General features: G+C 34.3%; 12 protein-coding genes. 7 read left to right on the forward strand and 5 right to left on the reverse strand.

Features of this window, described 5'->3' with window-relative positions:
- Positions 1–86 precede the first annotated feature (86 nt).
- Positions 87–647 (forward strand): GNAT family N-acetyltransferase, encoded by a 561-nt coding sequence (locus AB1279_RS15195; protein WP_429759663.1) that lies wholly within the window; start codon positions 87–89, stop codon positions 645–647.
- Between the two features lie 55 nt (positions 648–702).
- Here the strand turns inward: AB1279_RS15195 and hflX are convergent, their stop codons facing one another.
- Both hflX and AB1279_RS15205 read right to left on the reverse strand, forming a co-directional pair.
- Positions 703–1965 (reverse strand): GTPase HflX, encoded by a 1263-nt coding sequence (gene hflX, locus AB1279_RS15200; protein ID WP_429759665.1) that lies wholly within the window; start codon positions 1963–1965, stop codon positions 703–705.
- A gap of 645 nt (positions 1966–2610) precedes the next feature.
- Entirely contained in the window at positions 2611–3405 is a 795-nt protein-coding gene (locus AB1279_RS15205; RefSeq protein WP_429759667.1) for a polyphosphate kinase 2 family protein, read from the reverse strand.
- 445 nt (positions 3406–3850) lie between these two features.
- On the opposite strand from AB1279_RS15205, the gene AB1279_RS15210 reads away from it, so the two are divergent.
- Entirely contained in the window at positions 3851–5674 is a 1824-nt protein-coding gene (locus AB1279_RS15210; protein WP_429759669.1) for an APC family permease, read from the forward strand.
- Positions 5675–6846: 1172 nt separating this feature from the next.
- Here AB1279_RS15210 and AB1279_RS15215 read toward each other — a convergent pair.
- On the reverse strand, positions 6847–7044 hold the full coding sequence (locus AB1279_RS15215) for a tautomerase family protein (RefSeq protein ID WP_377884189.1): 198 nt from the start codon (positions 7042–7044) through the stop codon (positions 6847–6849).
- A 799-nt stretch (positions 7045–7843) separates the two neighbouring features.
- Here AB1279_RS15215 and AB1279_RS15220 point away from each other — a divergent pair.
- Positions 7844–8317: a hypothetical protein gene (locus AB1279_RS15220; RefSeq protein WP_429759671.1), complete on the forward strand. Its 474-nt coding sequence runs from the start codon at positions 7844–7846 to the stop codon at positions 8315–8317.
- Positions 8318–8459: 142 nt separating this feature from the next.
- Here the strand turns inward: AB1279_RS15220 and AB1279_RS15225 are convergent, their stop codons facing one another.
- Complete coding sequence (locus AB1279_RS15225; RefSeq protein WP_429761428.1) at positions 8460–8972, reverse strand: GNAT family N-acetyltransferase; 513 nt, start codon at positions 8970–8972, stop codon at positions 8460–8462.
- Between the two features lie 839 nt (positions 8973–9811).
- On the opposite strand from AB1279_RS15225, the gene AB1279_RS15230 reads away from it, so the two are divergent.
- Positions 9812–10354, forward strand: coding sequence for a hypothetical protein (locus AB1279_RS15230; RefSeq protein WP_429759673.1), 543 nt, complete (start codon positions 9812–9814; stop codon positions 10352–10354).
- 213 nt (positions 10355–10567) lie between these two features.
- On the opposite strand, the gene AB1279_RS15235 is transcribed toward AB1279_RS15230, so the two are convergent.
- Complete coding sequence (locus tag AB1279_RS15235) at positions 10568–10696, reverse strand: hypothetical protein (RefSeq protein WP_429759675.1); 129 nt, start codon at positions 10694–10696, stop codon at positions 10568–10570.
- 641 nt (positions 10697–11337) lie between these two features.
- Here AB1279_RS15235 and AB1279_RS15240 point away from each other — a divergent pair.
- The 3 genes from AB1279_RS15240 to AB1279_RS15250 are packed head-to-tail and all read left to right on the forward strand — an operon-like array spanning position 11338 to position 13410.
- Positions 11338–11448, forward strand: a complete 111-nt coding sequence (locus AB1279_RS15240) for a GTP-binding protein (protein ID WP_429759677.1) — start codon at positions 11338–11340, stop codon at positions 11446–11448.
- Positions 11449–11507: 59 nt separating this feature from the next.
- On the forward strand, positions 11508–12497 hold the full coding sequence (locus AB1279_RS15245) for a permease (protein WP_429761430.1): 990 nt from the start codon (positions 11508–11510) through the stop codon (positions 12495–12497).
- Between the two features lie 16 nt (positions 12498–12513).
- The gene (locus AB1279_RS15250) at positions 12514–13410 is read left to right on the forward strand and encodes a TIGR03943 family putative permease subunit (RefSeq protein WP_429759679.1); all 897 of its coding nucleotides are present in this window, start codon (positions 12514–12516) and stop codon (positions 13408–13410) included.
- Positions 13411–13791: the final 381 nt, after the last annotated feature.

The following is a 13791-nucleotide window of genomic DNA, read 5'->3' on the forward strand; positions in this document are numbered from 1 at the left end:
ATTAGTTTTTAAAATTCAGAAAGTCATTTACCATATACATCCATTCAAGTATCATAATATAAAAGAACAAGTAAGGAGTATCTAATATGAATCCATTATTATTAAACTTTCCTTCTGAATTTTATACCGAGAGACTTCTCATACGAATACCAAGACCTGGAGACGGAAAAGAAGTATATGAAGCGATCAATGAGTCTATTGAAGAATTAAAACCTTGGATGCCTTTTGCTCAAAAAGAACAAACGGAACAAGAAGTAGAAGCAAACATTAGAGATTCTCATGTAAAATTCTTGGCACGCGAAGATTTACGTTTACTCGTTTTTCTGAAAGAAACAGGTGAATTTGTTGCCTCTTCAGGATTACATCGTATTAACTGGGATATTCCGAAATTTGAGATTGGTTATTGGATTCATTCCCGTTTTAGCGGACAAGGATACATGACAGAAGCCGTTACAGGAATTGTAGATTTTGCCTTTAAAGAATTAAGTGCTAATCGAGTAGAAATTCGCTGTGACTCAAGAAATGTAAAAAGCCGTGCTATACCAGAAAAGTTAGGTTTTAAGTTGGAGGGGATTTTAGAGAATAACAATGTATCTGTAGATGGTGCTGAATTACGAGATACATGTGTATATGCAAAGAAAAAATAACGAAAAAAAGAGTTGCAATACAGCAACTCTTCTCTTCATATTTCATACGAATTCTTTAACATATTACATACTTTTTATATTTTTCAAAATCACTCGTTTTACATTCCACGGTAATTTTCGTACCTTCATTTTCGTAGTCCGTCGATAAAACATTAGCATGTTCGTTAAAATAAGAAATTAATTGTCCTTGATCATAAGGAATTAACATTTCACACTTTGTATAATCTTGATAAATTTGCGTACAAATCATTTGTACTAGTTCATCCATACCTACTTTTTGTTTAGCCGACAAATACACACGATTATCTTGAACCTTTGGAATTTCAATATCCATAACATCCGCTTTATTATAAGCATAAATCGTTGGGATATTTTCAACACCGATTTGTTTTAACGTTTGATTAGTAATATCGATGAGATGCTCATAGTTTGGATTTGTATAATCCACAACATGAATGAGTAAATCTGCCTCTGCCACTTCTTCTAACGTCGAACGGAATGCTTTCACAAGATGATGCGGCAATTTACTAACGAACCCAACTGTATCCGTTAATAAAAATGATTTGTTATCTGGCAATTGAATATTTCGCACAGCTGTTTCGAGCGTCGCAAATAACATATCTTTCTCAAATACTTGTTTCTCTGCAGATCCATTAAACATTTCAAGCATCGCATTCATCGTTGTTGATTTACCAGCGTTTGTATATCCTACTAACGAAACAACAGGTACTTCATTTTTCTTACGCTGTTTACGCTGCGTTTGACGATGCAGGGTAAGTGCTTCTAACTCTTTATTTAGCGCTGCAATTTGCTCTTCAATCTTACGGCGATCAAGCTCTAGTTTCTTTTCCCCGACACCTTTGTTTCTCGTACCAACACCGCCGCTTTGTCTTCCAAGTGATTCACGAAGGCCAATTAAACGAGGCATCATATATTGTAAATGTGCAACTTCAACCTGTAATTGCGCCTCTTTCGTTTTGGCACGCTGCGCAAAAATATCTAAAATTAAAATTGTACGATCAATCACTTTACAATCTATATCCGCTTCCAAATTTCGGATTTGTGAAGGAGATAACTCATCGTTGAAAATTACCAAATTTCCATCTACTTCTTTCACAAACGCTGACACTTCTTCAATTTTACCCGTTCCAATATAATGGGATGGATTCACACGATGTAAATTTTGTGTAACTTGCCCTATCACTTCCACATCACACGCTTCCGCTAAATTCGCTAACTCCTCCATCGAATATTCGAAATCACTTTGACTATTTAAATTCACTCCGACTAATATTGCTTTTTGTACTAATTTTTCCATATATTTATTCCTCCATTTCGATTACGCGCAAAATAAAAAACACAAGCTACTGCCTGTGTTTTTCATAAACGGATGAGAGTACGACAAATAAGCATAAAAACATCGCCTCTAGCTTGTTCAATGGTCGTCAAACCCAGCATAATACACCAATTCTAAAAATTGTTTGTATACATGCATCGTATCATTCTGTTTTTAAAGGCAAAACAAAAAGAGGGCGTATTCGTCCCTCCCTCTTTTCACATATAAGTTTAATGGGGTTCCTTTAAAGAGACAGACCAATCCCGTTCACTCTGCACACAGACAGAGCCTTTGAGCGCTATTCAATTATTGGCACAAAGTATTGAGACGTAATCTGATTAAGATCAAAGGAGACCCCTCCGTTCATTAAAAGTTACATAAATTTTAGCACAGTTATATAGCTGACACAAGAATAAACTCCATTTACTTCCACAAAGAAAATCGTTATTTTTCTATTTTATTCATCATTTTTTGCGCATGCGTCGTATTATGAGTACTCCTAAAACAAACGAAAGAGAACGACTTAGATACGATGAGCACTTAGCCCCACTATATATATTAACACATAAAGGTAACACTATAATCAGTTAACAAGATTCACTCCGTACAAATTTAGCAACTTATATCTTAAGCTTGTTCAGTTTCCTCTTGCTTTGCTTCTTTCATTTCATGATAGTATGATGGCAGTTCTATACCATGTTCTAAGAAATAGTCCTCAATTAATGAAATTATCACTTTCAATGTTTTTACACGTGCATACAATTTATCATTGCCAGGTATAATATTCCACCTTGCATTCGGTTTATCTGTTTTTTCAAACATCTCTTCCATTGCCTCGACATATTCATCCCACTTTTCACGATTGCGCCAATCTTCATCTGTAATTTTCCATTTCTTAAGAGGATTTTGCTCTCGCTCTTTAAATCGCGCTAACTGTTCATCTTTGCTAATATGATAGAAAAATTTCGCTACTATGTAATGATCATCTGTTAATAGTTTTTCAAAATCATTGATTTCATCGTATGCTCTAGTCCACTCTTCCTTTGTAGCAAAACCCTCTACACGTTCAACCAATACACGACCGTACCAAGAGCGATCGAAAATAGTGATTTGGCCATATTGCGGGATTTTGCGCCAGAATCGTTGCAAATAATGATAACGTTTTTCATGAGGAGCAGGCGCACCAATTGGATTTACTTGCAAGCCGCGCGGATCAAGGTGCTCGGTAATTCGTTTAATTGCTCCCCCCTTTCCAGCAGCATCCCAACCTTCCATAGCCAAAATAACGGCTATTTTTTCTTCTCGTAAAATCTGCTGCAACGCTAGTAAACGCATTTGATACTTTTCAAGCTTCTTATTATATTTTTGTTTCGATTCAATTTTTTTGGTTAAATCTACTTTTGCAAGACGATCTTTTTTCATAATAGAATCCCCCTTTTTAAACAATTAACATTATTTTAACATAATTTTCAGTATTTTGTGTATACATATCCCACTAAAGAATACCAACACGTATCACAAGCTATACCATTTACTTTAGGTAGTATACCTTTGATACTTTGCTTATTTATAATACAATGCAAGAATGAATGATACGAAATGATAGAAAAGGAGTTTTGTTGAACTTTATTTCTAATTACTATATATACAATCATTCATCGGCTTCCCAATACAAAGAAAAGTGACTTAATCTCTCCCCTTCTATCTCCTCTATATCCATTCTTTTTATGTAGTAAAGAGGTTATTCTGTCACTGTTTTGTCAATTTATTATTAAATGATAAAGAATTCATAATAAAAATATCTATTCACTCGCTATCAATTGTGATATTCTGTTCATTGGAAAATTTATATATTGGTGGTGCATCCATGTTTTCATCGTTCAAAAGGTTTTTAATTGGTAGACCCCTTAAATCAAATGCCTTAGGCGAACAAAAATTAAATAAGCTAAAGGCATTAGCTATTCTTTCATCTGATGCTCTTTCTTCTGTTGCTTATGGAACGGAACAGATTTTAATTGTTCTTGCAGCACTTGGATCGATTGCCTTTTGGTACTCTATTCCAATTGCAATTGGGGTTCTTATTTTATTAACCGCACTGATTTTATCGTACAGACAGATTATTTTTGCCTATCCGCATGGGGGAGGAGCTTACGTTGTTTCTAAGACAAATTTAGGTATAAATGCCGGACTCGTTGCTGGCGGCTCCTTACTGGTAGATTATATCCTTACCGTAGCTGTAAGTGTATCAGCGGGAACAGATGCGATTACATCTGCGTTTCCGGTTTTACATCAATATACCGTTCCAATCGCGGTCATACTTGTTATTTTCATTACAATCCTGAATCTTAGAGGAGTAACAGAATCCGCTTCTATTCTAGCTTATCCTGTCTATCTCTTCGTATTAGCACTCATTTTATTAATTACTGTTGGAGTGTTTAAAATCGTAACTGGACAAGCGCCAGCAACCTTACATACACCTATTGGTACTATAGTACCGGGAGTTACATTATTCTTTTTATTAAAAGCATTCTCATCTGGATGTTCTGCATTAACAGGTGTAGAGGCTATTTCAAATGCTATTCCTAATTTTAAAGAACCCGCTGCTAAAAATGCGGCCAAAACATTAGTTTTGATGGGAACAATTCTAGCAGTCTTATTTACTGGAATCACGGTTTTGGCATTTTGGTACGGTATTGCTCCGAAGCCTACTGAAACTGTTGTATCTCAAATTGCATCAGATGTATTCGGAAGAAGTTATGTTTACTACTTTATACAAGGAACAACAGCACTTATTTTAGTATTAGCTGCTAATACGGGATTCTCTGCATTCCCATTATTAGCTTACAACCTAGCATCAGATAAATACATGCCTCGCATGTTTTTAATGCGCGGTGATCGCTTAGGATACTCAAATGGAATTATGACACTAGGAATCGCTTCTATTATTTTAATAATTGCGTTTCAAGGAAAAACAGAACAACTAATCCCGCTATACGCAGTTGGTGTATTCCTTCCTTTCACCTTGTCGCAAACAGGAATGATTGTAAAATGGTTACGCGAAAAACCACAAGGATGGTTACCTAAATTACTAACAAATTTAGTAGGGGCGCTTATTTCACTATCTGTATTATTGATTTTCTTTATCACAAAGTTTACACAAGTATGGTCTGTCGTTATATTCCTGCCAATTATTGTGTACACCTGTCATCGTATTTATAAACATTACGATGCTGTTGGAGAACAACTACGTATCGATCCAAATGCAGTTTCTCACAAATTTGAAGGAAATATTGTCATCGTACCCGTTGCAGGAATCACAAAAGTAGTCGAACAATCCATTAATTATGCCGAAGCTATTGGTGATACTGTCATCGCAGTATATGTAGCCTTCGACAAAGAAAGTGAAATAAAAATGCAACAAAAATGGAAAGAATGGAAACCAGATGTTCGTCTTATTACAGTGGTTTCTTCTTACAGAAGCTTAATGAGACCTATTACAAAATTAGTAGCTATGATTCAAGATAAAGCACAGGAAGATCATCAATCAGTTACTGTGCTCATTCCGCAATTTATAACCAAAAAAAGTTGGCATAACATCTTACACAACCAATCAAGTGTTTTATTAAGAATATACCTTTTATATAAAAAGAATGTTATCGTTTCAACTGTTCCGTTTCGATTTAAGAAATAGCTAGTAAACTATTAAATTTTTTATATACTTTTACAAAAACAAAAACCCTAACTATAAATAAGTTAGGGTTCTTGTTTTTGCTAGTCAGTCTTTAATACTTCTTCCCACTGTATCTATTTTGCATGCGGAGAAATTTTTGAACATGCATCTCTTATCTCTTAGTTTTCACATCACATTGTTAATATGATTACGGACAAGCCTTTTTGCTATTGGCTCTGTTAAAGAATAATGTTGATAATTTAGCAAATAAAAAAGAAACGAATCTCTTAATCAAAAAAAGAGACAAAACAGACGCCTCCTAAGAAGAAACAAAGCAATCCACAAACAATTGCTGCGTTGTTGCTGACAGGCGCGCAAGTTGTATACTGGATTATTCAGATTTGTAAACTTCTACTTTCCTAATCATCTAGAGATATGCCCATTTTGACTCCTAAAACCCCTGCGAGAGTGTGATTTTTACCAGTACGGATCTCCTGGTTTCAAAACCCTCTCCCGTATTTATAATATGAGATATTTTCCCTTTTGACTCTTCCGTATATCTTTTATTTCATTTAGGGATAGTGTCCCGAAATGAAATAAGAAAATCATTAAAAACAGCCTTGATTATATATTAAGTTTGTCTTTACAGTTCTCGCAAATAAATTTCCCCTCTAAATTTAAATAGGCTTTAATTTCTGTAAATCCTTTTCTCTTAGGATAGGGTACGATTACTAATGCTTGTTCGTCCTTTTTAATATCTTCCTTACAGTAGATGCATTTCGGAACTATCAATGCCACATTAATCCCCTCTTTCATCAGCATAACGATTATATTTAAAAATCTCTTGTAGTCGATCTTGACCTTTAGTGAATTCCTTAACAGGGTACCGCCAGCATTTTGGAAAAAAAACACGCTAAGCAAAAAAATACAATAAGCTGCCCATATGGACAGCTTATTTACATAATTATCGTTCTCAGAAGTTAAAAGTTTTTAGTTTCTTGCTCACTTAAAGCACCCGTTACTTTAAGTACATTTCTTCACAACCTTATTTATTAAAATAAATATCTACGTCCAGTTCAATTATCTGGCCCAATACATAAAGAACGAACACAATTCTTGCTACAGAATGGCGCCCGATTGTTGAAAAGCATTGTAATGCCTTATTGAACATTCGAGACCCTATAGCAAAATATTTACGACATCTTTCGAAAATCATCCGTCAATATTCCAGAAAACCCCCAGTTTTCATCCTCAATTTCTTGGATAACGATATGAGTATGTTCTGGCTTTTTACCGAGTACGTTAACAAGAGTCGTTGTAAATTCTTTTACTATTTGGGCTTTTTGTTCACGAGTTGCACCCTTCGTTATTTGAAGATTAATATATGGCATATTTACCCCTCCAATTATTTACATTGATAAATGCTATTTCCACTAATACATATCTCTTTCCTTCTAATTGAATTTCTTCACACTTCCTATAAACACGTAAGAAAGGACCAATGGCATCATTCCACAACAAATTCCTTTAGTTGAGCAATATTAGTGCGTATGAGGTAATGAGACAGATCTATCCTTGTTGGGCTATAAACCTCTTTTATATGGTAATTGTTTAATGTAGTGCAGTTCCTTTTAATAAACGGCGAAGTTGTTCAACTATTCTGCCCCGTTAGTTGAACAAGAAACAATGCATACCGTATTCATGTGAAGTTTACATAACACATCATTATCAGCAGTAACCAAATCCTAGAAAGCCATTCATACCAATAGTTTGTCAGCCTTCCGTTCCTTCCGCTGTATGCAAGATTTCATACATCCCTGTCACAACAGCATTTGGCAGTTCAAACCGTTCTCGTAGCCTGCATGAAATCCTGCATATCCTTAGCGTATAAAATCCACGTTTTGTTGGCGAGACCTCAAAAAGAAGCGCGAAACGCACTTCTTTTCTTTGCAAATACTACACATCACATTGTTAATATAGTTACGGACAAGCCTTCTTATTATTAAATAATTCATCTTCTCCCTACTATATGCAAGAAAGCATTACGGACTACTCTCCTTTCACATAATCAGTGTTATCAGAATCAGATATCAATTCCCCCATACTTTTTCGCTAATCATTTAGTACATATCACCTTTTATTTCAGGAAATAGTAAATAAGATAAAATCCTGTACTTTGGAGGTTGGAATATGCGAAAGATAACAGTTGTTCTTTTGGGTATGATATGTTTTATATTCGGTAGCAATATATTAGCGAAAGCTTCCTCGTTTAGTAATCTTCCTATATCAAAGTCCTCTGACCGTTGGTATATAAAAGTTAATAAAGCTGACAATGAGCCAAGGCTTTCAAAACCAAAATCAGGCACAGTTAATACATATAGTCTAGATGTGAAGAATCTCGGAAAAAATGCTTATAATTTAGATGTAGATATATACAGTAATTTTAACGATTCTAAAATTTTGCGGGCAAACATGGACGCACCAGAAACTGAGAGAACAGTTCCAAATAATGAGTGCCATTTTTCTAACTTTCCTGTGTCAGTAAAAGCAAGGGGTATTACTGTTATCATTACATGGCAGGAAGAGCTACCTAAGACATTGTCTAATGGTAAAACGATACAAGCAAGAAAATATAAAGAAATATTTGTGTTCGATCAAAAGTAAATGATAAAAAGCTCTCCTTAATAAAGTGTACTGAACCCCAAAAGTTGGACTTTTTTTGGAGTGATTCCTCACTCCGATTTTTCTTTTCGTTATTATCCAGTTTCGATACCATTTCAAGTATGCTTTTTGAAAATTTACTAAATCATAGTTCTATCCAGTAACGCTGAACAATTTCGCCAGTATTAGGGGAAATTACTTCATTTTCTAAGAGACCTCCAACTTTTTGAATGGTTTTGGCAGAGCCAATATTTGCTTTGTCACAAGTTATCAACACTTTCTCCAATCCTAATTTTTTCGCTTCAAATAAGGAAAGCCGAAGTTGCTCAGTGGCGTAACCCTTTCGACGTTCGGCGGGGTGCACGCTATAACCGATATGTCCGCTCTCCATCAGTAGTTCTGGCGTTAATCGATGGCGGATATTGATTAAACCGACTAATTCCCCATTTTCAATACTCAAAAACTGAGTGGATGGAACTCGATTTAGCGGTAATTTTTCTCCTTTTTCTTGAATTTTGACTTTTTCAATCCATTCGTCAATGGAATCAAAATGTTGTAAGGAACAACTACCATGCAGCTGTTCTCTTGAATTTAGAAATGCCTGCCGATAAGCCATAATTTGTTTCCTATGCTGGTGTGTTGGTTTCACTAATTTTATTGTCATCATCTTTCTCCTATATCATTTTTTATTCCAGTTTATAACATTCAGAATAAATCGAATAGAGTAAGAGGAATTTTTCTTTTTAGTCCCTCAGCACCAAACTTTTTATATAGGTTAATCCATTGTCTAACTCATTCAAGATATTCTTCACAATACGCAATTTTAATTCAAAATCATATTTAACCAAAATAAACACCCCGATCGTTAGATTTTTGGTCTAACTATTAGGGTGCAAATCACTTTTCTCTTCTTTTCTTTGCGACACTACACATTGCTAATATGATTACGGACAAGCCTTTTAGCTATTGGCTCTGTTAAAGAATAATGTTGGTAATTTAGCAAATAAAAAAGAAACGAATCTTTTATTTAACTAACCTGCTTCTTTGGTTCAATAAGAAAACCAACAACATACTTTAACAGAACCTTGTTATTAAATAATCCATCTGCTGTCCCACCTTTTAGATAGACATAGCGTAAATATTAGGAATTTTATATTAACAATTATTTTTTATTGATGTAAGTTATATGTATAGTTTTGATCCACGCCTAAAAATCCTCTTAATTAATTCAGAAGGCTGCCAATCTTATAACATACAATTCTAAAGTTTGTAGGAACATTTCTTTAATTTTAGGTATTCCCCATGTTTCGCTTCAAAGTTTACATGGGATGTTTTTTCCCCATAAACACTACCTCACCCCTACTATATATAAGAAAACATTACAGACTACTTTTTTTTCACATAATCAGTGTTATCGGAAGTGAAAAATAATATTGAGATTAAAGGGCATGATAAACAATACAGTATATTGCAAATATTTTTAAGGAGAACCCATTAATGAGTAAAAGACATAAAATATTGATATCAATACTTTTTGCTTTAATTATTAGTGTTATTAATACTCCTGCTAGGGCTCAAGAACAGCAGTCTTTTGAAAAGTTTTGGTATAAGATTGGTTATAAATCTATCGGAGAAGCAATAACTGAATGCGAAAAATTATTTCAACGAGGTATTACATTGCCGACAATGGTGCCATCAGTAGAATTTACTCATCAATTTGGACGTTGTAATAACAGTGAATATAATGTAAATGACAGTTTTGAAATTGAGTATATAAATGAGCATACGGGCAAGAAACATTATATGATAAGAGTCCGCCCTTTAAAGTATAAAATTCCAATTAAACAAGAACTGACTAAGGGTGTATATACACTGAAAGATAAATCGAAAGCAATATTATTTCGTATAAGGGAAAGTTCAAATCTTGATACTCTTACATTTGAAAGGAATGGTTGGCAATATATGCTGATTATTGATAGTAGAGGGTTAGATAAAGCTTCATCAAAAGTCTTAGTCCAAATTGCAAATACGATTGAGTGATGAATAAAATAAAGAGGTTTATTAAGACCTCTTTGTTTGTTTAATTAACGTAAGTCCCGCTATCAGAAATCAATCTATCTAGAAACCTATAAAAATCCCCTCTGATTTTCACCTTTTTTTTTGCAATCCCTACACATCACATTTGAAATTTGATAACAAAAAAATAGCTACCTGTCGAAAAAAGGCATAAATTCCCCAAAAAAGATCTCCTGCTCAACTAGGAGATTTACTATCTTTCTTCTTTATAAAATACACTTCTAAAGCTCGAAGAAACGCTTCTTCAACTTTTATTGTGCCGTATGGTTCATTTCCAAGTTTAAGTGGGGATACTTTTTTTGTCACGAGACATCACCTCATCCCCACCATATGCAGAAAAGTTTGATGGACTACTCTACATTTACATATTTCATTGAATTTCCTTTTATTTTTAATCTCAATCTTTTTAAATTTTGTATGTAATAAATGATATCTGTTCGTAAGCCTTGCTCACCCATCAATTCTGTTCTTCTATCCCTTACCACATTGTATCCGAAACATTATAAAAAAATTTCACACCTTATTTTGAAATACATTCTTGCGATTCAACCAAAATACAACTAAAAGTAGCCTCAAAGACATATACCAATTGAGACCCTCTCACGCTCCCTGTGTTATCTATTAAAAAGTGAACATTTTTATACTCACCTATCTTCTTCGCTTTTCTCTCAATTTTGAGGTGAGGGTCTTACTGCCCGTTAATGCGAGATAAACTGTATATTCTACACATCTCATTATTGAAATTTAGTGTGTCTAATACACTATAAAAACTGACACAAAAGATATTTCATTTATCCATTAGTCAGTTCACTCTATTTGTCTCATTAGATAAGCTGTTTCCTAGTAGTACAAGAATCCATTCTTACAATTAGTACAATATTTTCAGAAGACAGTGTCAGTATAGAGTATGTATCTATAACTATATCCTTGCTATAATTCAAATCGAAATGATTACGTTTTTTGAACTGTTAAATGGGTGTGTTTGTTGTACAATCCAAAAAGATTTAAGAACAACATTAACTTCCCTTTTAGAGCTAAGAGTATTAAACGTGGTTTAGTTTACAATTGGATAGTACAACAAGGAGGAATTACATTGCCTTTATTAAAAAATTATAAGATGATAATTGGAATTTTATTGATAGCACTTTTTATATTTCTTTTTTTCTTTATTGATTATACAAATCTTGCTTATTTAAAAAGCGTCATTCCGACAAGTTGGTTAAATGTAAATACGATTTTTTTAAGTATTTTTTTTGAAGCCATTCCGTTTGTGTTAATCGGTGTGTTTATTTCAGCTTTTATCCAAACATTTATTTCAGAGGATACATTAAAAAAAGTGCTTCCTAAGAATTATCTTCTTGCCATTATTCCTGCAGCATTCATAGGACTTATTTTTCCCGTTTGCGAGTGCGCCATTGTACCTATTGTAAGAAGGCTTATTAAGAAGGGAATGCCTCTTCATGTTGGGATGGTCGTCTTAGTAAGTACACCTATTATTAATCCTATTGTATTTGCCTCAACGTACTATGCATTCTCAACATTTCCCAACATGACTTATTATCGTTTGGGACTTGCAGGTTTTGTATCCGTAATTATTGGACTTATCGTTTATTTTCTATACGGAAACAGAGATGTATTACGCGAAAGCAAGAAACCAGAAAAACATCATCATGGAACTCATCATGTTCATAGAAGCCGTTGGCAAGAAACATTGTATCATGCCAGCGATGAATTTTTTGATACAGGAAAGTTTCTTCTTATAGGTGCTTTTGCCGCTAGTCTCTTTCAAACGTTTTTTGATCGTAGTTTTCTGATGGGACTTGCTTCAAATATACATCTGTCCCCTCTTGTCATGATGGGGTTTGGATTCGTACTTTCTGTTTGTTCAGAGGCTGATGCTTTCATAGCCGCCTCTTTAAGTCATACATTTTCAACCTCTTCTTTGCTGGCATTTTTAGTGTTTGGACCAATGATTGATTTCAAAAACACCCTTATGTTATTTGCTTATTTTAAAAAAGGGTTTGTTATAGAATTTATATGTATTGTTGCAGCAGTTGTATATATTGCCGTTTTGTATGTTCCTATTCTTTTCATAGGAATACAGTGAGAGAGGAGAGAAAAGTATGGGCCACAGAGAAACACAATCGTTTCATATGTACGTTCGTGGAATTATTTTAATCGGTTTTGGATTGCTGCTGCTTAAGTTACTTATAACGGGAAACATTGAGAACTTTATTGCTCCTAAAATGGTAAAGTTTATTTATTTTACATTCTCTGTTGTGACATTGTTAGGTATTGTCCAAATCTGGAGAAGTGGTCAAAAGGATAAATCTGGGTGTGGGTGCTGTGATCATGATCATTCTCTCCCTCGTACTAAAAAAGGAGCCCTGTTGTTCTATTCTCTCTTTCTTACTCCAATTATTACAGCGTTCCTGTTTTCAGATCATACAATTGATGCAAGCATCGCTGCGAAACGCGGAGTGAATTTAGCACAGGGACAACCAAAACTGGATTCAAATGGACAATCAGGACAAAATACAGGAGAGCAATTAGGGCAGGATTCAGGTGATTCCACTACAACACAATCGTCCACAGACGGAGGAGAGCAATCTCCGGGAGAGTATTATAATACATTACAAAAAAAGTTGATGAGCACGAATACAATTCAGATAGATGATGATAATTATCTGCCCGTAATGCAACTAATTTTGGGAAATGTCGCAGGTTTTAAAGGAAAGAACATTACGCTTACTGGATTTGTTTTCAGAGGAAAAGATTATAGTCAAAATGAAATTTTTATTGCAAGATATGAAATCACCTGCTGCGTGGCAGATGCCACAGTATGGGGGATGTTAGCAACAGGTAAAGAAGTATCCTCTCTAAAGAATGGAGAATGGGTTACGGCCACAGGTGTTTTAGATCAAACAACCGAGAAGGATACTTCATCACCCCTTATAAAAATTAGTGCAATAAAAAAAATTACTCCTCCGAAAACACAATATGTGTATCAAAAGTTTTAAGTTAAGCTATGTTATCAAGATTGAAAATAAGGCTCTAGTGCAAAATATTTATTAGAAACACAGGGCCATTCGTTTCTTTCGCATTCGAGGAGGAAAAATCTAACTCGAACCGTTTGTAGATAAGTTCCTTTTGATGTTGTGGTCACACCACATCGCTATCAAGTTAACAATTTGGAATAGAAGAAATCCCTTCAGACATGAGAGCTGAAGGGATTTCTTATTCCTATAAATAGGAAACCACCTTATGAACACTTATATATTTCAAAGACACTCACTTTTCTTACTAGATAAGCTATTCCCTATAATACGAGAATTCTTTCTTACAAGTAGTACCATGTTTTCATAAAATATTGTCAGTATATAGTATATATTTATGGCTAT

It is taken from the genome of Bacillus sp. S14(2024), assembly GCF_050473785.1.
GTDB classification, from domain to species: domain Bacteria; phylum Bacillota; class Bacilli; order Bacillales; family Bacillaceae_G; genus Bacillus_A; species Bacillus_A yunxiaonensis.